Origin of the sequence: Variovorax cryoconiti (genome assembly GCF_051216395.1) — a bacterium.
Classification (GTDB): Bacteria; Pseudomonadota; Gammaproteobacteria; order Burkholderiales; family Burkholderiaceae_C; genus Variovorax.
In genome coordinates this window covers 298,997-323,283 of record NZ_JBPJZI010000005.1, presented here as the reverse complement: position 1 = coordinate 323,283, position 24,287 = coordinate 298,997, and the positions used below count along the sequence as shown (strand labels likewise).

Below are 24,287 nucleotides of genomic sequence, written 5' to 3'. Positions count from 1 at the left end.
CACCCATCCCATGACCTCCACCGACATCCATCTCCTGCTCACCGCCCTGGCCAGCGTCCTGCTGCTGGTCGCCCTCATCGTCTCGCGCGTGCGCATGCACCCGCTGGTCGCCCTGCTGATCGTTTGCGTGGGCGTCGGTCTCGCCACCGGCATGGACCTCGGCGAGATCGCCAAGAACATCACCAACGGAGCCGGCAAGACGCTGGGTGCGGTCGGCGTGGTGATCGCGCTCGGCGCGATGCTCGGAAAGATCCTCGCCGACGCAGGCATCACCGAGCAGATCGCCAACGCCCTCCTGCGCCATGCCTCGGACCGCATGATTCCGTGGGCCATGACGCTGGTGGCCTTCGTCGTCGGCATTCCGATGTTCTTCGAGGTCGGTCTGGTGGTGATGCTGCCGCTGATCTTCAGCGTGGCGCGCAAGCTCGAAGGGCGCGAGCGCTTCAAGGGCTCGGCCTATGTCTACGTCGGGGTGCCGGTCATTGCCGCGCTGGCCGCGATGCACGGCATGGTGCCGCCGCACCCCGGGCCGCTGACCGCCATCGCCGCGCTCAAGACCAGCGTCGGCCCGACCATGCTCTACGGCTTCATCGCGGCGCTGCCCGCGATGGTGCTGGCGGGGCCGCTGTATGGCGCCTTCATCGCGCCACGCATGACCACGCGCCCCGATCAGGCGTTGCTCGACCAGTTCACGCTCACGCAGCAACACGCGGCCAGCGCCGCCAACCCGCCGGGCGTGGCCCTGGGCGCCTTCGCGGCCTTGCTGCCCGCCCTGCTGATGCTGGTGCACGCGTTGAGCGAAACCTTCCTGCCCAAGGGCTCCGCCCTGGCCGGTGCCGCTGCGTTCGTCGGCAACCCGATCATCGCCATGCTGCTCGGTGTGCTCTTCGCTGCGATCGCCCTGGTGTACGCGCGCGGCGGCGATGCCGAGAAGCTGCGCGATGCCATGGGCGCCAGCCTCAAGCCCATCGCCGGGATCATGCTCATCATCGCGGGCGGCGGCGCCTTCCAGCAGATCCTCACCAGCGCCAAGGTCGGCGATGCGATCGTGCACCTGACGCAGCAGTTCGCCTTCCCCCCGCTCGTCCTCGGCTGGCTGATCGCCATGCTGCTGTCGGTGTCGACCGGCTCTGCCACGGTGGGCATCGTGGGCGCGGCCGGCCTGCTCGCGCCCTTGGCGGGCGCCGACCCGACGCTCAATCTGCCACTGCTGGCCCTGTCGATCGGCAGCGGCTCGCTGTTCTTCAACTACGCCAACCACGCCGGCTTCTGGCTGGTGAAGGAGTCGTTCAGCATGTCGATGGGCGAAGCGACCCGGACCATCACGGTGGTGCAGTCGATCGTGGCGCTGGTGGGCCTGGGGATGGTGCTGTTGATGAATGCGGTGATGCCGACTTGATGCTCACGATCGGAGGCGGGCAGGCGCGAGGCGTCCCTACGGACCGTTGCGCTTCGCGAAGTACCGCGCCGGCGACTCCCCGAAGGCCCGCCGGAACATCGCGATGAAGTTGCTCGGCGTGGCATAGCCCAGCGCATCGGACACGGCGGCGACAGACTCGCCCCGGGCCAGGCCTTCGAGCGCATGAACCAGCCCCGCCTGCTGGCGCCACTGGGCGAAGCCCATGCCCAGTTCGGCCTGGCACAGCCGTGTCAGGCTGCGCGGCGACAGCCCCGCCCACACGGCCCATTCATCGAGCGTGCGTGCATCGCCCGGTGCCTGCAGCACGGCCTGGGCGATGCGCAGCAGCCTCCGGTCGGTGGGCATGGGCAGATGCAGGGGCTCACGCGGGGCAAGCCGCAGTTCGTCGAGCAGCACGGCCGTCACCCGGCGCTGCGCAGCGGTGAGCCGGTCCTGCCCGCTCCAGCCCACCGCGCGGCGCACCAGCGCGCGCAGCAACTCGCTCACGCCCACGACGCAAGGGCCCGCGGGCAAGGCTCGCGCAGCCTCGGGCGTCACCAGCACGTTCCAGCCGCTCATCACGCCGCTGATGTTGGCCATGTGCGGCATGCCCGGGGGCACCCAGCCGGCGCGGTGCGGCGGCAGCAGCCACGAACCCTGCTGGGTGCGCACGTGCACCAGTCCGTTCTCGATGCAGAAGATCTGCCCGCGCAGGTGCTGGTGCCAGCCGGTCTCGCGCGTGCCGAGCTGGAATTCGCTGTCCGTCTTTTCGCTGCCCCAGACAGCGATCAGCGGCGGGCCGTCGGCACGTTCGCTGAGATCGAACAGCGCCGTGTTCGGCGAAATGGCTGGCCCGTGAGCCGCCGAAAGCGCGAGGGATTCGGGCATGGCCGGATTCCATTGTTTTATGTCCATACAACGTTATCAGGTTTCTCCCTGTCGACCGGACACTGGGCCATCACGAACGACCGGAGTCCTTCCTATGCGCACCGCCGCACTGCCCGCCCCCGCGCCCCTGCTTCGCCCCGAGCTGCCTCTGTGGCTCGTCATCGCGATGGCCTGTCTCGCCTCCTTCATGGTGGTGATGGACGGCTCCATCGTGAACGTCGCCCTGCCCGCGATGCAGCGCGACCTGCAGCTGTCTCATGAGGCCCAGCAGTGGGTGATTGATGCGTACCTGCTGAGCTTCGGCGGCTGCATGCTGCTGGCAGCGCGCGCCGGAGACCTGTACGGGCGGCGCCCGGTGCTGCTGGCCGGCCTGTTCCTTTTCACGCTCGCCAGCCTGGCTGGCGGCCTGGCCTCCGGCGCCGCGCTGCTGCTGGCGGCACGCGCCGTGCAGGGCATCGGCGCCGCCGTGCTGGCCACCTCATCGATGACGCTGGTGATGGCCGCCACGCACCACGACAAGCAGGCACGCGCCAGCGCGCTGTCCCTGTGGGCCGCGCTGAACTCGGCCGGCTTTGCGCTGGGTGTGGTCATCGGCGGCGTGCTGACCGAAGGCGCAGGCTGGCGCTGGGTGATGTTCGTCAATGTGCCGGTCGGGCTGTTACTGATGGCGGGTATCGCCTCCAGTCTGATGGCACCACCGGCGCAAACGGCACGACCCCGGCTCGACGTGCCGGGCGCGCTGGCGTCCACGCTGGGCAGCGCCCTGCTCGTCTATGGCATCACGCAATCGACCGCGAAGGGCTGGAACTCGCCCATCGTCCTGGGCGCATTGGCGCTTGCGTTGAGTCTGTTCGTGCTGTTCATCGCGGTCGAGCGGCGCAGTGCCAGCCCGCTGGTGCGGCTGTCGATCTTCCAGCTGCCCGGCCTGGCTGCAGGCAACCTGCTGATGCTGGGACTGGGCGCATTGCTCGCCGCGTCGATCTACCTGATCTCCACGAGCCTGCAGCAAGTGGCGGGCTACGGCGCACGCGAGACGGGGCTGGCGATGCTGCCGATGGGCCTGATGCTGGCGGCGGTGCGGCTGCTGTTCACCAAAGCCATGGGCGCGGGCACGGCCCGGCGCCTGCCGCTGTGGGGCGCCCTGCTGGCGGCTGCGGGGCTGGCTTGGCTGGGCCTCTTGCCTGCCCGGGCGGCGTTCATGCAAGACGTGCTCGGGCCGACGCTGCTGGTCGGCTCCGGCCTGGGCATGCTCATCCTGGCAGCCACGCATGCGGTGACCTCGGGCGTGCCGGTGCAGGACGCCGGCCTGGCTTCCGGGCTGGCCAACACCGCACGCCAATTGGGTGGCGCACTGGGGGTGGCCGCACTCGCCACGCTGGCTGGTGCGGTCGCGCAGGGGCAGCCCGCAGGCATCGATGCACAAGGCGCCCTGCTGGCAGGCAGTCATGCCGCGTTCTTCGCTGCCGCAGGCCTGGCGCTGCTGTGCGGGCTGCTCTCGTTGCGCCTGGGCCAGCCGGCATGAATTCGCCCCACCCTGACACCCCCCGGGAGAAAACATGACCTTGAGCCCCGCTGACTTCACCCTGCACGACGTGTCACGCTTCCCCTTGGCATTGGCAAATGGCGACGCGTCTGCAATGTGGTTGGCATAGGCATGCCCTACGGCTTGCGCCCCCACACCACGGCGACAGAAAGCCGGCGTTGAAAGTTTCCGCACGCGTCGAGTCGGCCGGCGAGGTTGGAACGCAACTCGGCTTCGATCGTGTCGTGGAGCGACGGCGGTACTTCTTCCCACAGCCGCATGGACCGGACGTGTCCCACGGTCTGAGTCAGGGAAAGATGCTCGATCACCGGGATGACGGTCTCCTCGACCGCATTGAAACCGAAGGCGTCGAGCGTCTTCGCGGGCTGGTAGTCGCGCTTCGGGCGGGCGCTCGCGAGTGCGACATGGCGGCTGACGATCTCGACGATGGATTCACGAAAATCGCCGACGTCGTTCTTGTTGACGACGACAAAGGCCGCGCCACGTCGCAGCACACGCTGGATGCTCCGAACGGACGCTTCATCGGAGAACCAATGAAACGCGCCGAACGCTGTGGCCCCGTCGAATTCCGCATCCGGGAAATCGAGTTGGCTGGCGGTGGCGACCTGGTAGCTGCCTGCCGCGCCCAGCGCGCGGGCCTCCTCGACCATGTCCGCGTCCACGTCGGTGCCGACCATCCGGAAGCCGCGTGCCGCCAACTGCCGCGTCGCGATACCGGTTCCACACCCGATGTCGAGGATCGAGTGACCGTGCGCCGGGCCGAGAAGGTCGGTGACCCGGTCGACGATTTCCTCTGCATAAGACAGGCGCGTCGTGGTGTAGATCGCTGCGGATTCCCCAAATGACATGGTCGTTCCGAAGGTGAGGTGAGGTGAGAAGGAGGGACTGTGCGCCCAACATGCCACCGTGGCCTGACCCAACCGCCGACGCGACGAACAGCCCGCGCCCATGAACGTCAATGCAATTGACTACATGCAAGCCATCCACGACCTCGCTCTCACCGTCCAGCACCGCGGCGGTGGCGCGGTCGATCTACTCCAGCGCTTTTCTCGATCGGCATCGCCGGACTCATGCGCGTGGCCGCTGCCGGCTCTGCCCCGGCCAACTGAGCCGCAACTCCAACGGCGAGCGACGACCATCAGGACCCAAACACATCCGAACATTGAATTCACATATAATTTTTTGAATTATTCACGAACAATTCATATGATCGTCCGAGACGTCGAGGAGCAAGGCAGGATTGAGCGCCTTCTCGTGGGCGGTCCGAGGAGTGCAGCGCAGCTCATCTCCGGACTGGGCGTCAGCCAACCAACCCTATCGCGAACTATTCAGCGCATGTCTGGTTCGGTGACGTCGTTCCGGATCCCCGGAGACCGGACACCAAGGTATGGATTGCTGCGCCAGCTGCCGCTCGGCGTCGCCCCGCGTCAGAAGATCTACCGCGTGCTGAACACCGGCACCTTCGCGCCGTTCGCAGACATTGAGTTCCTCGCTGGCGGCGCCACGCTGGAGCGGATCGGCTCGCAATCCACCACCTTGTACGAGGGGCTGCCGCCCTACATGACGTTCGCGGCCCCATCGGGGTTCCTCGGGCGCCATTTGGCGCAGCAGGCGGCGCGGGATCTGCGGTTTCCGGCGAGCCTCAAGGACTGGGGCGACGAGCACCGTGTCGCCTACCTCTTCACCCGTGGAATGAACCTCCCCGGCAATCTGGTGTTCGGGGACACATCGCTGCAAGCGGAGATGGACCTTCGCGCCGTCGAGCCGACGCCAGCAGCCCGGAAGCGCACGCATTTCCTGCAGATGGCCACGGCACTCAAAGAGACAACGTTCGGCTCGAGCGCCGGCGGTGAACAGCCCAAGTTCCTGGACCTCACCGAAGACGCGGGCCACGTCATCGTCAAGTTCGCAAAGCTCGGCAGCCGCATGGCGGAACTCCTGCCGCTGGAACACCTGGCACTGCGCTCGCTGTCCGAGGCAGGCGTGGCTGCCGCAGCGACCGACCTGCTCGCCATCGGCGATTACGTTTTCCTGCAGGTCCAGCGCTTTGATCGCACCGGAAGCGCCGGCCGAGTCGGCATGCTGTCGGCCGGCGCTGTCGACGACGAGTTCTTTGGACTCCGCGACACGTGGTCGGAGTTCGCAGCGCGGTGCGAAACAGCCAAGTACCTTTCATCCGCGGACGCGCGCGATGTCGACACGGTGGCCGCCTTCAGTGAGCTCATCGGAAATACCGACCGCCATTTCGAGAACATCTCGCTGCTGATCGACGAAGCGGGTGAATACGCCGGCATCGCGCCCGCCTATGACGTCCTGCCCATGCGCTACGCGTCCATTGGCGGCGGCGTCGATCCGGCCCTGACACCGGTGGAGCCCAAGGTCGGCACCATCGGCGCCAAGCCCGACGTCTGGGCGCGTGCCATGGAGGCGACCGAACGATTCTGGGGCGCGGTCCAGACGGAGCCGTTGGCCGTGCCCACGTCGCAGCAGATGAAGGATCTGGCCGCCCAGAATCTCGAAGTTGCCAGAAAGTTCGTTGCGCCGCTCCTGCCGGCGCGGCCGAAGGGCTGAGCGGAACGCAGTGGACGTCCCCCGGTCAGTTCAGAGACCGCGGGGCCGAATTGCGCAGACAGCGTGGTCCATCCCGTCTGGTGCCAGGCAGGGGTGTGCATAAAATTAATACAATTGACTACATGCAAGCCACCCACGACCTCGCCCTCACTGTCCAGCAACGTGCCGACGGCCAGTACATCTGGATGATGATGGCCGCCACCGAACCGGTCGCCGGTTCCGATGCCCTGTACTACCGCCCCGCCTGCACGGCGGCGCTAGCGCAGCCGAGTTACTCCAGCGCCTTGGCGGTCGGAATCGCCGAGCTGACACGGGTGGCCGCGGCCGGCTCCGCCCCCGCCGTCGCCTGAACCTCGCCCCAGCCGCCGCCCAACGCGCGGATCAGGCCCACCGTGGCCTGGTACTGCGCCGAGCGCACCTGCAGCGCCTGCCGGCGGTTGCGCAGTTCGCTGCGGCGGGCATCCAGCAGGTCGAGCTGGCTGATGTAGCCGTTGCGGTAGCGCGTGTCCGAGAGCGAGGTGGCCCGCGCCGACGAACTCACGGCGCGCGCCTGCACCACCGACTGCTCGTCGAGCAGCCGCAGCGATGCGAGCTGGTCTTCGACCTCGCGGAAGGCCACCAGCACCTGCGAGCGGTAGCTCGCCAGCGCGCCGTCGAGCTGCGCCGACGCACTTTGAACCCCCGCCTCGCGCCGGCCGCCATCGAGGATCGGCAGCGACAGCAGCGCGCCGATGCCCCAGGAGCGGGCCGACCACTTGAACAGGTCGCCCAGTTCCGGTGAGGCGTAGCCGCCGCCGCCGGTCAACGCGATGCTGGGGAACCAGGCCGTCTGCGCGACACCGACGCGGGCCTGCGCGGCCATCACCGTCTTCTGCGCCGCGGCGACGTCGGGCCGACGTTCCAGCACCGTCGAGGGAAGCCCGGCCGGAATCTGCGGCAGCGCGGTACGCCACTCGCCGCTCGGCAGGCTGAACTGCGAGGCGGCCTCGCCAGTCAGCACGGCCAGGGCATGCTCGACCAGCGCGCGCTGGCGATCGAGCGCCAGGGCGTCGGATTCGGTCGATGCGACCTCGGTCTGGACCCGCACCACGTCGAGTTCGGCCAGATCGCCCGCCCGCTCGCGCCGCTCCGTCAGGCGCAGCGTGTCGCGGTAGGCCTCGACGGTGTCGCGCATCAGCGCCCGCTCGTCGTCCAGCGCGCGCAGCGTGAGGTAGTTCTGCGCCACCTCGGCCTGCACCAGCAGTCGAGCGCTCTGCAGCAGCGCCGCACTGCCCTCTGCATCGAGCGTCGCCGCGTTGCTGGCGCCCGACAGGCGGCCGAACAGGTCCAGCTCATACGACACGCTGGCCCCTGCGTTGAGCAGGGTCGACGGGCGGTTGCTCTGGTTGCGGTCCAGCCCCTGTGCACGGCTCGCCCCGCCGTTCAGGCCGACCTGCACCGAGCGGTCCGAGTCGACGCTGCGCGCCAGCGCGCGGGCCTCCGCCAGCCGTGCCGCGGCCTGCTGGATGCTGGTGTTGTTGGCGGCGGCGCGCGTCACCAGGTCATCGAGGACCGGGTCGTTGAAGGCGCGCCACCAGTCGCCCGCGGCCCGCACCGGTGCGGTCGTCCCGGCGGGCGCCACAGCGGCTTCCTTGAACTGCCGGGGGGCCGCCGGCGCGGCCGGCAGCTCCGCCACGGAGGCGCAGCCGGCCAGCACCAGGGCGGCGATCAAGGGCAGCAGGCGCTGCGGCCGGCCCAGCAAAGTTGAAAAGTTGGTCATGTTGAAGACTCCTCGTTCGGCGGCGTGCGCCTTCTTATTCGTTCGGATGGCGCGGGGCTGCCGGATGCGGGTGCAGCGGCGCGCCACCGCCTGCCCCGTGCGCCACGGACAGATCGCCCGCCGGCGCGAAGGCCTCGACGTCGTGCGGCACGTCGCCGTGCTGCTTGAGCGGCTTGTTGCCCGCCAGGCGGCGCAGCAGCACGTAGAACACCGGCGTCAGGAACAGGCCGAAGGCCGTCACCCCGATCATCCCGGCGAACACCGCTACGCCCATCGCCTTGCGCATCTCGGAACCGGCACCGGTCGAGAGCACCAGGGGCAATACACCCATCACGAAGGCCAGCGAGGTCATCAGGATCGGGCGCAGCCGCAGGCGGCTGGCCTCGATGGCGGCCTGGATCGGCGTTCGCCCGGCGAACTCGAGCTCGCGTGCGAACTCCACGATCAGGATCGCGTTCTTCGCACTCAGCCCCACCAGCACGATCAGCCCGATCTGCGTGAAGACGTTGTTGTCACCCCCCGAGATCCAGACACCGGTCATGGCGGCGAGCAGGCCCATCGGCACGATCAGGATGATCGCGATCGGCAGCGTCAGGCTTTCGTACTGCGCGGCGAGCACCAGGAACACCAGCAGCAGCGCCAGCGGGAAGACCAGGAAGGCGGAGTTGCCGGCCAGGATCTCCTGGTAGGTCAGCTCGGTCCACTCGAAGCTGATGCCCTGCGGGAGCGTTTCGGCCGCGATGCGCTTGATCGCGTCCTGCGCCTGCCCCGACGAATAGCCGGGGGCCGGGCCGCCGTTGATGTCGGCCGTGAGGTAGCCGTTGTAGCGCATCGCGCGTTCCGGGCCGAAGCTCGCGTTGACCTTCATCAGCGCCGACAGCGGCACCATCTCGCCGGTGCTCGAGCGCACCTTCAAGAGGCCCACGTCTTCGGCACGGGCGCGGTAAGGCGCATCGGCCTGGACCCGCACCGAGTACGTGCGGCCGAACTTGTTGAAGTCGTTCGCGTACAGGCTGCCCAGGTAGATCTGCATCGTGTCGAAGATGTCCGTCACCGGCACGCCGAGCTGGCGCGCCTTGGTGCGGTCGATGTCGGCATACAGCTGCGGCACGTTGACCTGCCAGCTGGTGAACATGCCGGCCAGTTCAGGCGCCTGCCGTGCCTTGCCGATGAAGGCCTTCACGGCCGCGTCCATCTGGTCGTAGCCCAGCGAGGCGCGGTCTTCCACCTGCAGCTTGAAGCCGCCCGTGGTGCCCAGGCCCGCCACCGGTGGCGGCGGGAACATCACGATGAAGGCATCCTGGATGCTGGCAAAGGCCCCATTGAGCTGGCCCGCGACGGCGCCGCCGCTCTGGTCCTTGCGCTCGCGCTCTGCGAAGGGCTTGAGCGTCGCAAACACGATCCCCGAGTTCGAGCTGTTGGTGAAGCCGTTGATCGAGAGGCCCGGGAAGGCGATGGCGTCCTCGATGTTCGGGTTCTTCTTCATGATCTCGCCCATGCGATGGATCACGTCTTCGGTGCGGTCGAGCGTGGCGCCGTCGGGCAGTTGCGCGAAGCCGATCAGGTACTGCTTGTCCTGGGCCGGCACGAAGCCGCTCGGCACCGCCTTGAAGAGGCCGAAGGTCACGCCGATCAGCGCCAGGTACACCACCATCATCAGCGTCTTGCGTCCGATCACGCCCTTGACACCGCCGCTGTAGGCTTCGGAGCCGCGGTGGAACAGCTTGTTGAAGCCGCGGAACAGCCAGCCGAGGTAGCGGTCCATGAAGCGCGTGAGCGCGTCCTTGGGCTGGTCGTGGCCACGCAGCAGCAAGGCGGCCAGCGCGGGCGACAGCGTGAGCGAGTTGATCGCCGAGATCACCGTCGAGATCGCAATGGTCACCGCGAACTGGCGGTAGAACTGGCCCGTGAGACCGCTGATGAAGGCCAGCGGCACGAACACGGCGACGAGCACCAGCGCGATGGCGATGATGGGGCCCGACACCTCGCGCATGGCGCGGTAGGTGGCGTCGCGCGGACTCAGGCCCGCCTCGATGTTGCGCTCGACGTTCTCCACCACCACGATCGCGTCGTCCACCACGATGCCGATGGCCAGCACCAGCCCGAACAAAGAGAGTGCATTGATCGAGAAGCCGAGGATGTGCAGCACTGCGAAGGTGCCGATGACCGACACCGGAACGGCCAGCAGCGGAATGATCGACGCGCGCCAGGTCTGCAGGAACAGGATCACCACCAACACCACCAGCAGGATGGCTTCAAGCAGCGTGTGCACCACCGATTCGATGGACGCACGCACGAACTGCGTCGGGTCGTAGGCAATGCGGTATTCCACGCCTTCAGGCATGTTCTTGGCCAGCTCTTCCATGGTGGCGCGCACGTTGCTCGAAATGTCGAGCGCGTTGGAGCCGGGCGACTGGAACACGCCCATGCCGACGGCCGGATCGTTGTTCAGCAGCGAGCGCAGCGAATAGTCGGCGGCGCCCATCTCGAGGCGGCCGATGTCGCGCAGCCGGGTCACGGCGCCGTCGGTGCCGGTCTTGACGATGATGTCGCCGAACTCTTCCTCGCTCTGCAGGCGACCCTGTGCATTGATCGACAGCTGCATGTCCACGCCCGGCAGGCCTGGCGATGCGCCGACCACACCGGCGGCCGCCTGGATGTTCTGGCCGCGGATGGCCGCCACCACGTCGCTGGCCGACAGACCGCGCTGGGCCACCTTCTGCGGGTCGAGCCAGACGCGCATCGCGTAGTCGCCGCCGCCGAAGATCTGCACCTGGCCCACGCCGCCGATGCGCGCCAGCCGGTCCTTGACGTTCAGCACCGCGTAGTTGCGCAGGTAGTTGATGTCGTAGCGGTTGTTGGGCGAGACCATGTGCACGACCATCGTCAGGTCGGGCGCGCTCTTGATGGTCGTGATACCCAGGCGGCGCACTTCTTCAGGCAGGCGCGGCTCGGCCTGCGAGACGCGGTTCTGCACCAGCTGCTGCGCCTTGTCCGGGTCGGTGCCCAGCTTGAAGGTCACGGTCAGCGTCATCACGCCGTCGGTGGTCGCCTGGCTGCCCATGTAGAGCATGCCTTCGACCCCGTTGATCTGCTCCTCGATCGGCGTCGCCACCGTCTCGGCGATCACCTTGGGGTTGGCGCCCGGGTACTGGGCGCGCACCACCACCGAGGGCGGCGCGACTTCGGGGTATTCGGAAATCGGCAGCGCCCGCATGGCGATCAGGCCGGCGATGAGGATCAGCACCGACAGCACGCCGGCAAAGATCGGCCTGTCGATGAAGAATTTGGAGAGGTTCATGGTGTTCTTTCAGAGCGGCATCGGGGCCTGGGCTCAGTTGGTCGCGGCGACCTTGGTGGCAGCGGCCTGGGCCTTGGCCTGCGCTGCGTCCATCGGCACCACCGTCGGCTCGACCAGCGCGCCGGGGCGCACGTGCTGCAGGCCGTTGACAACCACGCGCTCACCCGGCTTCAGGCCCTGGGTGACCACGCGCAGGCCGTTGGCCGGCGCACCCAGCGTGACTTCGCGGTACTCGGTCTTGTTCTCGCCGTTCACGACCATCACGAACTTCTTGTTCTGGTCGGTGCCGACGGCGCGTTCGTTCACCAGCACCACGCGGCTGGTGTGGGCCTGGCCCATGCGGATGCGGGCGAACTGGCCGGGGATCAGCGAACCGTCCTTGTTGTCGAAGGCGGCGCGCACGCGCACCGTGCCGCTGCGGGCATCGACCTGGTTGTCGATCAGCTGCAGCTTGCCCGCGAAGGGCGTGCCCTCGGTGGCGGCCGTGCCCATCTGCACCGGGATCTGTTCGAGCGGCGTGCGTGTGCTCGCGCCGCTGCCCGCCATGTCCTTGAGCGCCTTGCCCACGATCTGCTCGTCGGCATCGAAGCTCGCGTAGATCGGGCTGACCGACACCAGCGTGGTCAGCACCGGGGCGCCGGGGCCGGCGGCCACCAGGTTGCCGACCGTGACCTCGATCCGGCCGATGCGGCCCGCCACCGGCGCCTTCACCTGCGTGTAGCCCAGGTTCAGGCGTGCGCTCTGCAGCGACGCCTGGGCGGCACGCAGGCTGGCTTCGGCCTCGCGGCCGGCGTTGGTGCGTTCGTCCAGCTCACGCTGGGCGATGGCGCGCTCGTCCCACAGGCGCTTGGAACGTTCCTGTTCGCTGCGGCTGAAGGCGGCGCGGGCCTGGGCCGACGCCACCTGCGCTTCGGCGCGGTCGACCTCGGCCGCGTACGGTGCCGGGTCGATGGTGATCAGCAGGTCGCCCTTCTTCACCAGCGAGCCTTCGCGGAAATGCACCGACTGCACCGCACCGGCGACGCGGGAGCGGACGTCGACGCGTTCGACCGCTTCGAGCCGGCCCGAGAACTCGTCCCAGGCGGTGATCTCGGTCTGCGCGACAGTGGCGACCGACACCGGCGTGGCGCGCGGTGCGGTGGCCGCGGGCGTGTTGGCCTCGGCCTCGAGCGGGCGCAGGCCGAAGATCGCCGACACGATGGCGGCAACCGCCGTGAGCGCGGTCACGGTGGGCCACAGGCCGCGGCGGGCGGTGGCGACGAGCGGGTTGGCTGGCTGCTTGTTCATGATGGTTTCCGTCCTCAAGTTGGTTTTTCGAAAGCAAAAGTCCCTCCGGCACGCAATGCCGGGCGACAAAAGGGCCGGCCCCCGGGCATCCGGTTGCCGAAATTCAGACATGGAAAGAGATGCCGGCGTCCTGTCTCCGAGGCCCGCCAGCCGGCGCCTAGTGAGGCGGTGGCGTGCGCGTGCTCTCGAAGAACTCGCGGAAACGCTGCGTCACCACCGGTGCGCACGGACAGTCGATACAGGTCGCCGGATCGGCCAGCGCTTCAGGCCAACCCCGGGCGGCGTCGAGGACTTCGCTGCGCACCGGAATGCCGGCGTCCTCGAGCCGTTTCGCGTAACGCACGGCCTCATCGCGCATCGGGTCGTTCTGCCCGGTCAACACCAGCGTCGGCGCCAGGTCGGCCAGCCGGCGGGACGAGCCCGGCACCGCGTACGGGTGCTCCGCGTCGCGCGGGCAGCGCAGGTACTTCTGCCAGCCTTCGCTGTACTTGCAGTCGGTGGCGTCGCCGGTCGCCTGGCGCAGCGACGCGGTACCAGCGCACGGGTCGAGCATCGGCGACAACAGAACCTGGCCGGCCAGCGGCGGATGGGCGCGGTCGCGGGCGATCAACGCCAGCGACGCCGCCAGGTTGCCGCCGGCCTCTTCGCCCGCCAGGTAGATGCGTGCGCCCTTGCCACCCAGCTTGGTCCGCTGCTTGTAGAGCCACTCGAGCGCCTCGTAGCCGACCTCGATCGCGTCCGGGAACGGGTGCAGCGGTGCCAGCGGATAGGCCATCGACACCACCGTGGCGCCCGCCTCTACCAGCATGCGTGCCACGGCACGGCCGTCGTCGAGGTCACCATTCGAGAAGTTGCCGCCGTGGAAATGCAGCACCAGCGGCCGGTCGACCGGCACGCCCCGTCCCGTGCGCACACCGTAGGTACGGGCCGCCACCGGTTCGCGCTTGGGCAGCAGGATCGTGATGTCGTTCTCGGCAGCGGCCGGCGACGCGGCAGCGCGGGACGGCTCGATGGCGGGAGGCACGGGGCGGGTGGACATGGTGAACCTGTGGGCGGTCGGTTGGATGAACGATGGATGAAATGTACGGGCGCCAGCCAGCGCCGAAAGAGGTACTTTGCCACCTCACCGTTTCTCCACGACGAACAATCGACGCCGCGCGTGCGTGTGAGAATCCTCCCACGCAGCAGGGCGCTGCGGCAGCCAGAGGCCACAAGCCGACCAAAGAGCAGGAACAACCGGATGGATCAGATCCAGGCAATGAGGGTCTTCGCCCGCGTGGTGGAAACCGGCAGCTTCACCCGCGCGGCCGACTCGCTGGCCTTGCCCAAGGGCACGGTCACCAAGCAGATCCAGGCCTTGGAGGCGCGCGTGCGCGTGAAGCTGCTCAACCGCACCACCCGCCGCGTGACCGTGACGCCCGACGGCGCGGCCTATTACGAACGCGCCTCGCGCCTGCTCACCGAGCTGGACGACCTCGACGCCAGCATGACCAATGCCCAGGCCAACCCGTCCGGGCGATTGCGTATCGACGTCGGCTCGTCGATGGCCAACCTGCTGCTGATCCCGGCCATCGAGAGCTTCTACGAGCGCTTTCCGGACATCCAGCTCGACATGGGCGTGTCGGACCGCATCGTCGACCTGATCGCCGACAACGTCGACTGCGTGATCCGGGTCGGCGAGATCAGCGACCAGTCGCTGGTGGCGCGCCGCATCGGCCACCTGCCCTTCGTCAACGTCGCGTCGCCCGGCTACCTGCGCCGCCACGGCGTGCCCCAGCATCCGCACGACCTGGAGAGGAGCCACCGCGTGGTGAACCATTTTTCGGGCAACACGCGGCGCATGTACCCACTGGAATTCAACAAGGACGGCGAGCACATCGAGCCCGATGCGCCCTACCGCCTGGCGGTCAACGAGAGCAACTCGCACACCACCGCCGTGCTGGCCGGGCTGGGTGCCTCGCAGATGGTGACCTTCGTCGCCCAGCCCTACCTGGACCGCGGCGAGCTGGTTCAGATCCTGCCGGACTGGACCCGCGAGCCGCTGCCGATCTACGTGGTGTACCCGCCCAATCGGCACCTGAGCGCCAAGGTGCGGGCCTTTGTCGACTGGGCGGCGGAGCTTTTCACGAAGCATCCGAATCTGCAGAAAAGCTGACGTCCACGCCCTGCAGCAAATATTTCCGCGCTGCACCCTTCACTTTGGGCGGCGAATGCCGCTATTGATAGTGGGTCTATATCCCCACACATCATGGAAAACAACTCGAGCGGCCAGGCCGACGCGTCCAATCAGACGCACACCTCGCCAGGCGAGAGCGACGACGAATTCGGCCACCGCGATCCGATCGTGATCGGTGCGCGGCTGCGCAGTCTCGTCAATGGCGGCGATTTCCTCACCATCCAGTCCGCAAGCGGACAACTGGTGACGCAGCTGCTCGACGTGGATACACGCGCGCGCACCTTCACTGTCGACTGGGGCGCGTCGACCCGGCAGAACGAGGGCCTGCTGGCCGCGCAACGTTGCCAGTTCAGCGCCCAGCCGGAAGGCGTGCGGGTCGAATTCGCCACCGCTGCGCCGCGCGAAACCCGCTTCGAAGGGCTGCCCGCCTTCGAGGTCGACTTTCCCGAGGTGTTGTACTACCTGCAGCGCCGGGAGCATTTCCGCGTCGGCACGCCGGTGCAGAACGCCTACACATGCACCGGGTCCTTGCCCAAGGACGGGGCGTTCCGCTTCGAAGTGCACGACCTGTCGCTCGGCGGTGTCGCCATCCGCACCACGGACAAACGCGTGGCCGATTGGGCCATCGGCACCTCCCTGCGGAACTGCGAACTCTCGCTCGGCACCTTCGGCCGGCTCTCGATCGACCTGGAACTGGTGTCGCGCCGCCCCACCGTCCTGCCCAACGGCGGGCAGCGCCATCTCCTGGGGTTCCGCTTCCTGACGCTGCCGGGCAACGTCGAAGGCAAGCTGCAGCGCCTGATCACGCAGCTCGAATTGAAGGGAAACACCTTGGCGCGCTGACGCCGCGCGGTCACTGTCGGCATTGGCCGACACGCACGGGCGGGTTGCCCTGCCCCGCCCGGAAGCACGGGCAGGCCATGGTCGTGCACCACCAACGGAGACGTGCATGACGACACCCGCAACACCGAGCCCACCCGAACACCACGACGAACCCGAGATCACCCAGGAAGAATCCGTGCCCACCGACGGCAAGGACGTCGAAGGCGAGGAGATGATGAAGAAGGTGCGCAACAAGAAGCTCGCGGAGCAACCCGGCGAGGAGAAGTCCGAGGACTGACTGGCGCTGGCCGCGCGCCGTCGGAGAAACGTCGTCAGCGCGCGGCCAGCGCCCGCACCGCCGCGTGCAAGGCGTCCTGCGAGGCAGGCGGGAGCACCGCCAGTCGCAGCGCTTCCGGCAGCCCGAAGGAAGCCGCCTCGCGCACCTTCACACCGTGACCGCGCAGGCCGGTCGCCAAGGCGGGCAGACCCTTCACGCCGGGATGCACGCAGAAGAAGTTGGCCACGCTCGGCAGGCATTCCCAGCCCAGCGACGCACACATCGCGATCTGTTGCTGCTTCCAGTCGGCCAGCGTCGCGCGCGTGCGCTGCAGATGTGCCTGCACCTCGGGCAACGTCCAGGCACCGAGCAGCGCGACGCCATGGCTGCCGACCGGCCACGAAGGCGCGAGCCGCGCAACGACCTCGTGCATGTCGCGGTTTGCACGCGGCGCAATCGCGTAGGCCGCGCGGATGCCGGTCAGGCCGAGGGCCTTGTTCGGCGTGACCAGTTGCCAGACGCGATCGCGTTGCGCTGTCGTGAGTGCCAGGGCGCCCTCCAGGCGCAGCGGCTCGTAGGCCAGGTCGAGGACGCAGGTCGCGCCCTCGGGCAGCCGGTCGATGCGCGCGCCGAGCCCCGGCTCCTCCTGGCCCAGTGGGCTCGACGGATCGCAGGCCCAGTGCAGCGACGGCGCGGGTCCGCCGGCCCATTCGTCCTCGTTCCATGTCGACGCGGTCAGGCCCCAGGCCCGCGCTGCGCGCCGGTAGTCGCCGTAGCTGTGCGGCGGCAGCGCGACACGGCGCCCGCCGCGCGACGCGAAAGCGGCAGTGACGCGAAAGATGAATTCGCTGGCGCTGGCTGCGACCACGATGCGCCGCGCATCGACGCCGTGGAAGCGCGCCAGCGTTTCGCGCAGCGCGGTGTAGTGCGGGTCGGGATAGTGCGCGGCGTCGACCGCCTGAAGCGCCGCGAGCGCGACGGGACAGGGGCCGCAGGCATTGCCGTTGGTCGAGAAGTCGTGCGCCGGCACGCCCAGCGCGTCGGGGCCGCCGTGCACGACGGCCGCGTTCATCGACGAGGGAAAGGGAGAAGACATGGCGAACGGAGGATACGCAAGCCGCGGGGCAGCCCGTCAGCCGCGCGCGGCCCAGGCGACCAGGAAGAAGGCCAGCGTCGCCAGGGCGACCGCCGCATGCACCGCATGGCCACCGAAGCGCGCCGCGCGCGGCATGTCGCCGGACTGTGGCAGCCGCCCCTCGGCATTCAGCACATAGACGCCCGGCTTGCCCAGCCGCACGCCCAGGCGCAGCGCCATCGCGGCCATCGGCCAGCCGCTGTTGGGAGACGGCGTGCGACGGGCCTCGCGCTGCAGCACGCGCCAGCCCGGCGTCCGCGCCAGGCCCTGCAGCAGCAGCGCCGTGATGCGCGCCGGCCCCCACGACAGCGCATCGTCCGCCCGCGCCGCCCACTTGCCGGCCCAGGTCCAGTCGCGGCCGTGGCGCAGGCCGAGGTAGCCCCACATCGCATCGGCGGTGTTCGCGAAGCGGTAGAGGGCGGCGCCCGGCAGGCCGAACAGCAGGAACCAGAAGATCGGTGCGACCACCGAGTCGTTGAGGTTCTCGGCCAGCGACTCGATGGCGCTTTCGCGGACCTCGGCCTCGCTGAGCAGGCTGACGTCGCGGCTCACCAGCCGGGCCAACTGGGCGCGGCCGGCCTCCAGCGACACGCCCAGCGCCGCGTCGACCGCCATCACCTCGTTGCGCAGCATGCGCCAGGCCAGCAAGGGCTTGAGCAGCAGGCCGAGCCCAAGGGTCGTCGCCCAGAACGGCAACATCCACAAGGCGCGCTCGATGCCGAAGGTCACGCCGCCAACGACGGCCGCGCCGATGCACCAGGCGAGCGCCCCACCGATGAAGGGCGCGGCGCGCGCCGTCGACACGCCGAGCGGCGCGATGCGCTGGCCGACCCCCCCCAGGTAGTGGCCGATCCACACCACCGGGTGCCAGCGCGCCGGCGGCTCGCCGAGGACGTGATCGATCAGGAGCGCGATCCAGAGCGCGGCACTCATCGTGCCGGCCGTGCGCAGCGCGTCGACGGTGGCGGCGGCCATCGTCATGCCGGCACCGCGCGGCGACTGCGCCGCCATTGGCTCCATGCGCCCAGCGCCATCAGCATCGCCACACCGAAAGCGGCCCAGAGGCCTTGTACGACGGGCGGTGCGGCGCGTGTTGGCTCGGGCACGGGTTCGAGCTTGAGGCCCTGGACGCGATCGGTGGCCGGCTCGGCCGCGATCGGAGATGGAGGAGGCGCGACCTCGACCGGGACAGGCGCATCGCGCACCGTCATCACCTCGATCGGCCGGGGCGCAGCAACCGTCTCGCGCGGCGCCGTCTGCAGTTCGGCCTGCGCGTAGCGCGCCACCTCGGCATGGCGCTCCCGCAATCCGCTCGCCGCCGCGGCTGCGACATAGGCCTGCGCCAGCTCGCGCCGCGTCGCCGCATCGGGCCGCCAGTAGTCCAGCCGCACCGCGTCGAGCAGGCGTTCCAGCGTCTGCGCGAAGGCGGCGCGGTTGGCGCCCTCCAGCCACTGCCGCGTGCCGAGCTGGTAGCGGTCGCGCACATAAACGTCGTGCAGCGACTGCCACTGGTCCTGCCGCACCGCTGCGGGCGCGGTCACCTGCCAGCCCCAGAGGAACTGCGCGGTCTTGAGCACCTGCAGGGCGCCGCTGTAGCCCTCGGCCTTCTGCGCCTCGATCCACTGCGAATGCAGATAGCGCGTCTGCATCTCGCGGGCGATGGCGCCGGCGGCGGTGTCGGTGCGCACGGCCGTGCCCTCGCGCAGGTTCTGCACGTACAGCGCCGGGTCCTTGCCGGTGAGCTGCCGGACGGCCTGCGCGATGCCGCCGAGATATTGAAACGGGTCGTCGTTGGTCAGCACGCCGTAGAGGTTGGACGTGCGCGACATCAGCGCCGCATCGACCTGCGCGAGGTTGCCGGCGAAGGCGCCGGGCGGCGCGGCGCTGTCGAGCCCTTCACCGTACGCGTGGCCCATGCGGTCGATGAAGAGCCGCGCCATCTGCGCATCGCCACCGCCGCGGCGCTGCGTGCGCCAGAGCTCGCTGGCCATCGCCGCCTCTTCCAGGCCGGCGCCGTAGCTGCCGGATTCGTTCGAGAACACGCGGGCGGTCGACCAGCGCTGCGCTTCGGCGGGCGAGGCGCCGTCGGCCGTCATGCGGCGCGCGAGCGCCTCGCTGTGGCGGGCCACGAAGTTGTTCGCGGATGGCATGGCTGCGACCTGCCGCACCGCCTCGTCGAGCCAACGCATCACGGCCGGAAACTGGTCGCGGTACGAACCGGTGACGCTCACCAGCACGTCGATGCGCGGCCGGCGCAGCACCGCGTCGGGGATGACGTCGATGCCGGTCATGCGGCCCGCGTCGTCCCAGCGCGGCTTCACGCCCATCGCGTAGAAGGCCTGGCTTTCCATCACGCCCTGATGGCGCAGCGTCTCGCCGGCCCACAGCGTGAAGGCGATCTTCCCGGGCGCCTTTCCCTGATGATTCATCGCGTGCGCGGCGACCCACGCGTCCAGCGCGGCCGTGCCGACGTCCCAGGCCGCGCGCGTCGGCACGCGGCTGGGGTCGAAGCCGTAGAGGTTGCGGCCGGTCGGCAGGCTGTCGGGGTTGCGCACCGGGTCGCCGCCGTAGCTCGCCTTCAGGTAGCGGCCGTCCAGGGCGGTCAGCAGGCCATCGATTTCCTCGTTGTGCGCAAGCACCGCATCGAGCTGCCGCGCCCGCTCGGCCAGCGCGCGCAACGCGTCCGAATCGGCTGTCTCTGCATGCCGCAGCGCGCGTTCCAGCCACTGGACCATCGGCGACATGGCGAGGTTCTTGGGCTCCAGCAGGAAGGCCTCGTCGGCATCCAGGTGCAGCGCTTCGGCCAGCGGCTTGCGCAGGATCTGCAGCACGGTGAGGCGGCGGCGCGTGGCGTCCGGCGCCTCGCCGAAGGTCGCGAGGCCGAGCGGCTGCGCGGTCTGCGCCAGTTCGTCGAGGTAGGGGTGCAGCACGGCGATGAAGCCGGCGAAGTCGGCACGGATGCGGGCCGGCGCCCATTGCAAATCGCGGTCGTAGTGCTGCGCGATGAATTCCTTGGCGAGCCCGGCTTCCATCGCGCGCTTGACCGGACCGGGCGACAGCGTTTCCCAGTCGTGCATGCGCTCGTGCATCGCCTGCACGCCGGGGCGGAAGCCGGCCGGCGAGAACATCGGGGTCGAGTGGCTCACCATCGTCGCGCGGCCGCGGCGCTTGGCAGTGGTCGCCTCGCCCAGGTTGTCCATCACGTAGGGGTAGACGTTGGGCAGGTCGCCCAGCGCGAGCATCGGGTCGTCCTGCACCGACAGCCCGCGCTCCTTGCCAGCCGACCATTCGACGGTACCGTGCGTGCCGACATGCACCAGGGCGCTGGCCCCGAACTGCGTGCGCAACCAGAGGTAGGTCGCGAGGTAGCCGTGACTCAGCGGCACGGCCGAGCGGTGATACACCTTCCCGGCCCTGTCGCGCACGGCGGTGCCGGGCTCGAAGCGCGGCGGCTGGCGCAGCACCACGACCTGCCCGAAGCGCACGCGCGGGATCACGAAGGCCGGCGCACCGCCGACCTCTCGCAGCATCGTCGAGCTTGCCGGCGGCCCCCAATAGGCCTCGATGCGCTGCTGCGTGGTGGCCGGCAGCGCGCGGAACCACGCAAGGTAGCGCGACAGCGGCAGCGCATCGGCCAGGTCTTGCGCGAGCAACGGCTGCAACGCGTCGTTGCCGGGCACGGGGTAATAGGCCTGCATCGTCGCCTGCACCTTCGCGATCAACGCCTCGCTGCCGGGCGCATCGGTGCGGTAGCCGGCGCGCTGCATCGCCGCCAGCATGCCGTCGACGCTGCGCGGCACGTTGAGGAAGGACGCGCCGAAGTTCGCCTCGCCGGGCGGGTAGTTGTAGACCAGCATCGCCACGCGTCGCTCGGCCGGCGGCGTGCGCTGCAGCCGGACCAGCGCCGCGGCCTTGTCGGCGACGGCATCGATCTGCGCGGGCAAGGGCTGCAGCGAGCCGGTGGCCACATCGCGCGCGGTGACCAGCATCGCGTCGGTCATGCCGGCCAGCTCGCTCGGGCTGTAGTAGTAGGCAATGTCGGCGGGCGCCAGGCCTTCGGTGCTGCGCGCCCACTGGGCGGCGTCCATCGCCCCGGCCGGCAGGGTCTGCAGCACCGGCACACCGATGCGTTCGAGTTCGGCCTTGCGGTCGTTCGGGTTGAACACCAGGGCGGCGTTGACGATCACATCGACCACGCGGCGCGCGCTGCCGTCGGCGCCGGTTGCGTGCGTCATGCGGAAGAACAGGTCCTTCTGTTGGCGCGGGCCGTAGAAGGCATAGGCGCGCAGGCCGCGCTGCTCCATGCCGCGGATCGTGCGGTCAAGCCAGTCGGTGTCGTCGCTGGTCAGTGTGGCGACGTTGACGGCAATGGCGACGGTGGCGGCGTTCGATGCACCGGGCAAGCCATTGAGAGACGCGATGTCGGCTTCGACGCGCGGCCAGCCGGGGTGGTAGAAGCCGGCCAGCGGCAGCACGACCGGCGCGGGCAGCCCCGCCATGTCGCCGACGCGGCCCAGTGCCCTCATTGCCGCGCGCAGGTTCTCGTTGCCGGAGAAGCGCCAGTACGCACGCAGCCGTTGCGCCCAGGCCGGGTCGACGCCGCGATCGGCAGCGATGGGCGGCGCGGCCGACAGCTGGCCCTTGGCGACCAGGCCGAATTCGCCGACGAGGACATAAGGCGTCGTGCTGCGCGCGATGACATCGCCGAAGCGTTCCGCCGCGGCTTGCGTCAGGCTCAGGTGCGGCGCGTCGATGACCAGCAGGCGTGCGCCGTCGAGGGCTTTGTCCAGCGCTTCTGGCGTGTCTTCGGTGGCGGAGACGACCTGCAGCGGCAACCCCGCGTCGCGCGCCGCGGCCTGCTGGTGCGCCAGCCGCGTGGGCGGCACCAGCCGCGTGCTCAGCAGCACGATGCGCGGGGAGGCAGGCAGTGTCTGAGCGAGCGCGATGACCGGGCCGAACGCTCCCAGTGCCAGGCACAGCCAGGCGCCCAGCCAGCCGCAACCCACACGCCCCATGCGCATCACCGGGCGCCTGGCGCCGCGGGCTCGGGCGTCGCGTCCGCCGGCACGTAGACCATCGTCCCGTCCTTCAGCCGCCAGGCGGTACCGGCCTTCTCGCCATCGCCCTGCCCCGTCGCGCCGCTCGCCTTGAAGCGCGTGAGCTTCTGGCCATCCTTGGTGATGATCTCCATGTCGGGTCGGCCCTCGTTGCGGATGATGGTCAGCGTGTCCTGCGCGAACGGGTTCACCGGGTTGTCGATGACCGCGATCATCAGCATGCCGATGACCACCATGAAGACGTCGATCAGGTTGATGGTCGACAGCACCGGGTCATCGTCCTCGGCGTCGAGGCTGTTCAGGAGGCTGAACTGGCGCCGCGTCATCGCTCGCCCCTGGCGTCCCGGGCGTCCAGCACCGTCACCAGTTCGCGCATCAGCCAGCGGCGCCGCACCGTGTACACCACGAAGGTGATCGAGGCCGAGGCCAGCGCGACGATCACCGCCGCGAAGGCCGGCGCCAGGCTCTGCGCCACGCCCTGCGACTGACCGGAGGCCACCGCCACCAGCGCGGGTCCCATCGGGATCATGGTCGCGATCAGCCCGAGCATCGGTGCCACGCGGCTACACAGGCGCACGCCTTCGAGCGACTTGAGCACGGCCAGCTCCATCTGTTCCTGGCCCTGCTCCGCCACGCGCTGCAGCACCAGCACGCGCGCCGGATCGCGGCGGCGCTGCAGCGCTTCGATGCCGAAGGCGCCCAGGCTCCACACTGCGTAGACGAAGGACAGCAGCACACCCAGCGTGACCGGCCAGAGAAACAGGCGTGCCAGCTCGAACAGCACGCTATCGAAGGCCAGCATCAGCGCGTCTCCTTATCGGGCGTCGCATCGAACAGGGCCGACGCCGCGCCCCAGCGGTCGTCGAACACCATCGACGCCAGCGGCTCGCGCCGCGCCCAGCGTTCCTGCTGGAGCATCGGCTCCTCGTAGAAATCGTGGACCGGCCCGAGGCACAGCAAGGCGATCGGTTCGGCGCCCGCGGGCAAGCCCAGCAGCGCCGCGACCTCGGCCGGGTCGAACAGCGACACCCAGCCCATGCCCAACCCCTCGGCGCGCGCGGCGAGCCACAGGTTCTGGATGGCGCAGGCGGCCGAGGCCAGGTCCATCTGCGGCAGCGTGCGGCGGCCGAACACATGGGGCTCGCGCCCGTCGGCCAGCGCCACGGCGATGAGCTCGGCCGCATCGAGCAGGCCCTCGACCTTCAGGCGCATGAATTCGTCTTCGCGCTCGCCGAGGGCACGCGCGGTCCGCACCCGCTCCTGCTCGACGGTGGCGTGCAGCCGCTGGCGCAGCGCCACATCGCGGATGCGGATGAAGCGCCATGGCTGCATGAAACCGACGCTCGGCGCGTGGTGCGCGGCGTCGAGCAGCCGGCGCAGCAGGTCGGGCGCCACCGCGCCGCCCGCGAAGTGCCGCATGTCACGGCGCTCGTGGATGGCGCGGTAGACGGCCCGTGTCTCGGCCGCAGAGAAGTCCTGCGCGTTCATCGTCGTCAATCCTCGATGCCGCGTTGCGCCGGGATGCCGGCCTTGAACGCATGCTTGACCATCGTCATCTCGGTCACCGTGTCGGCCAGTTCGATGATCTCGGGCGGGCAGCGGCGGCCGGTGAGCGCCACGTGCACGTGCCTGGGCCGCTCGCGCAGCGTGGCCAGCACGTCGTCCAGCGGCAGCCAGCCGTAAATGAGCGGGTAGGTGATCTCGTCGAGCACCACGAGGAAGTAGTCACCCGACAGGATCGACGCCTTGGCGCGCAGCCAGCCGTCTCGGGCCAGCTGCCCTGAATGCTCCAGGTCCTGGCTCTTCCAGCTGAACCCGTCGCCCAGGCCCTCGATCGGAATGCCGATCTGCTCGAACATGCGGTGCTCGCCGAAGCGCGCCGTCGGCACCTTCATGAATTGCCAGATCTTCACGGCCTTGCCGCGGCCGTGGGCGCGCAGCGCAAGGCCGAAGGCCGCGGTGCTCTTGCCCTTGCCGTCGCCGGTGTTGACGATGACGATGCCGCGGCGTTCGCCTTCGGGCTTCTCGTAGGGCTTGGCGCTGGGTGGGGTTTCGATCTGCATGGGTATTCC

At 69.3% G+C, this 24,287-nt stretch carries 19 protein-coding genes; 6 read left to right on the top strand and 13 right to left on the bottom strand.

Annotation, left to right across the window (positions count from 1 at the left end; genetic code table 11):
• The first annotated feature begins 10 nt into the window (after positions 1-10).
• Positions 11-1,399 (top strand): GntT/GntP/DsdX family permease, encoded by a 1,389-nt coding sequence (locus tag ACSFA2_RS15340; protein ID WP_435456170.1) that lies wholly within the window; start codon positions 11-13, stop codon positions 1,397-1,399.
• 36 nt (positions 1,400-1,435) lie between these two features.
• Here ACSFA2_RS15340 and ACSFA2_RS15335 read toward each other — a convergent pair whose 3' ends face one another.
• Positions 1,436-2,287, bottom strand: a complete 852-nt coding sequence (locus tag ACSFA2_RS15335) for an AraC family transcriptional regulator (RefSeq protein WP_435456169.1) — start codon at positions 2,285-2,287, stop codon at positions 1,436-1,438.
• Between the two features lie 94 nt (positions 2,288-2,381).
• Here ACSFA2_RS15335 and ACSFA2_RS15330 point away from each other — a divergent pair, with 94 nt between their 5' ends.
• Complete coding sequence (locus tag ACSFA2_RS15330) at positions 2,382-3,809, top strand: MFS transporter (protein WP_435456168.1); 1,428 nt, start codon at positions 2,382-2,384, stop codon at positions 3,807-3,809.
• Positions 3,810-3,946: 137 nt separating this feature from the next.
• On the opposite strand, the gene ACSFA2_RS15325 is transcribed toward ACSFA2_RS15330, so the two are convergent.
• Positions 3,947-4,678, bottom strand: coding sequence for a class I SAM-dependent methyltransferase (locus tag ACSFA2_RS15325; protein WP_435456167.1), 732 nt, complete (start codon positions 4,676-4,678; stop codon positions 3,947-3,949).
• Between the two features lie 100 nt (positions 4,679-4,778).
• Between ACSFA2_RS15325 and ACSFA2_RS15320 the strand changes: the two genes are divergently transcribed.
• On the top strand, positions 4,779-6,401 hold the full coding sequence (locus tag ACSFA2_RS15320; RefSeq protein ID WP_435456166.1) for a HipA domain-containing protein: 1,623 nt from the start codon (positions 4,779-4,781) through the stop codon (positions 6,399-6,401).
• Between the two features lie 271 nt (positions 6,402-6,672).
• Here the strand turns inward: ACSFA2_RS15320 and ACSFA2_RS15315 are convergent, their stop codons facing one another.
• The 4 genes from ACSFA2_RS15315 to ACSFA2_RS15300 form a co-directional block, all read right to left on the bottom strand.
• Positions 6,673-8,160 carry an efflux transporter outer membrane subunit gene (locus tag ACSFA2_RS15315; protein ID WP_435456165.1) on the bottom strand — a complete coding sequence of 496 codons (1,488 nt, stop codon included), beginning with the start codon at positions 8,158-8,160 and terminating at the stop codon, positions 6,673-6,675.
• A gap of 34 nt (positions 8,161-8,194) precedes the next feature.
• Positions 8,195-11,461, bottom strand: coding sequence for an efflux RND transporter permease subunit (locus tag ACSFA2_RS15310; RefSeq protein ID WP_435456164.1), 3,267 nt, complete (start codon positions 11,459-11,461; stop codon positions 8,195-8,197).
• Between the two features lie 33 nt (positions 11,462-11,494).
• Positions 11,495-12,748 carry an efflux RND transporter periplasmic adaptor subunit gene (locus tag ACSFA2_RS15305; RefSeq protein WP_435456163.1) on the bottom strand — a complete coding sequence of 418 codons (1,254 nt, stop codon included), beginning with the start codon at positions 12,746-12,748 and terminating at the stop codon, positions 11,495-11,497.
• Between the two features lie 157 nt (positions 12,749-12,905).
• The gene (locus ACSFA2_RS15300; protein ID WP_435456162.1) at positions 12,906-13,787 is read right to left on the bottom strand and encodes an alpha/beta hydrolase; all 882 of its coding nucleotides are present in this window, start codon (positions 13,785-13,787) and stop codon (positions 12,906-12,908) included.
• A gap of 201 nt (positions 13,788-13,988) precedes the next feature.
• On the opposite strand from ACSFA2_RS15300, the gene ACSFA2_RS15295 reads away from it, so the two are divergent.
• The 3 genes from ACSFA2_RS15295 to ACSFA2_RS15285 all read left to right on the top strand — a co-directional run bounded on the left by ACSFA2_RS15295 (position 13,989) and on the right by ACSFA2_RS15285 (position 16,044).
• Entirely contained in the window at positions 13,989-14,903 is a 915-nt protein-coding gene (locus ACSFA2_RS15295; RefSeq protein WP_435456161.1) for a LysR family transcriptional regulator, read from the top strand.
• A gap of 93 nt (positions 14,904-14,996) precedes the next feature.
• A complete protein-coding gene (locus ACSFA2_RS15290; protein WP_435456160.1) occupies positions 14,997-15,767 on the top strand; it encodes a flagellar brake protein in 771 nt (256 codons plus the stop codon).
• Between the two features lie 106 nt (positions 15,768-15,873).
• The gene (locus ACSFA2_RS15285; RefSeq protein ID WP_435456159.1) at positions 15,874-16,044 is read left to right on the top strand and encodes a hypothetical protein; all 171 of its coding nucleotides are present in this window, start codon (positions 15,874-15,876) and stop codon (positions 16,042-16,044) included.
• A gap of 34 nt (positions 16,045-16,078) precedes the next feature.
• Here ACSFA2_RS15285 and ACSFA2_RS15280 read toward each other — a convergent pair whose 3' ends face one another.
• Genes ACSFA2_RS15280 through cobO form a run of 7 tightly spaced genes read right to left on the bottom strand, consistent with a single transcriptional unit; the run spans position 16,079 to position 24,278 of the window.
• Positions 16,079-17,119 carry an aminotransferase class I/II-fold pyridoxal phosphate-dependent enzyme gene (locus ACSFA2_RS15280; protein ID WP_435456158.1) on the bottom strand — a complete coding sequence of 347 codons (1,041 nt, stop codon included), beginning with the start codon at positions 17,117-17,119 and terminating at the stop codon, positions 16,079-16,081.
• Between the two features lie 36 nt (positions 17,120-17,155).
• Positions 17,156-18,133, bottom strand: a complete 978-nt coding sequence (gene cbiB, locus ACSFA2_RS15275) for an adenosylcobinamide-phosphate synthase CbiB (protein WP_435456257.1) — start codon at positions 18,131-18,133, stop codon at positions 17,156-17,158.
• Positions 18,134-18,135: 2 nt separating this feature from the next.
• Positions 18,136-22,179 (bottom strand): cobaltochelatase subunit CobN, encoded by a 4,044-nt coding sequence (cobN, locus tag ACSFA2_RS15270; RefSeq protein WP_435456157.1) that lies wholly within the window; start codon positions 22,177-22,179, stop codon positions 18,136-18,138.
• Positions 22,179-22,541: a DUF2149 domain-containing protein gene (locus ACSFA2_RS15265; RefSeq protein WP_435456156.1), complete on the bottom strand. Its 363-nt coding sequence runs from the start codon at positions 22,539-22,541 to the stop codon at positions 22,179-22,181. Before ACSFA2_RS15265 ends, cobN begins: the two co-directional genes overlap by 1 nt.
• Positions 22,538-23,017: a MotA/TolQ/ExbB proton channel family protein gene (locus ACSFA2_RS15260; protein ID WP_435456155.1), complete on the bottom strand. Its 480-nt coding sequence runs from the start codon at positions 23,015-23,017 to the stop codon at positions 22,538-22,540. The genes ACSFA2_RS15265 and ACSFA2_RS15260 overlap by 4 nt, the downstream gene beginning before the upstream one ends.
• Positions 23,017-23,703, bottom strand: a complete 687-nt coding sequence (gene bluB, locus ACSFA2_RS15255; RefSeq protein ID WP_435456154.1) for a 5,6-dimethylbenzimidazole synthase — start codon at positions 23,701-23,703, stop codon at positions 23,017-23,019. Before bluB ends, ACSFA2_RS15260 begins: the two co-directional genes overlap by 1 nt.
• A 5-nt stretch (positions 23,704-23,708) precedes the next feature.
• On the bottom strand, positions 23,709-24,278 hold the full coding sequence (cobO, locus tag ACSFA2_RS15250; protein ID WP_435456153.1) for a cob(I)yrinic acid a,c-diamide adenosyltransferase: 570 nt from the start codon (positions 24,276-24,278) through the stop codon (positions 23,709-23,711).
• Positions 24,279-24,287 lie beyond the last annotated feature (9 nt).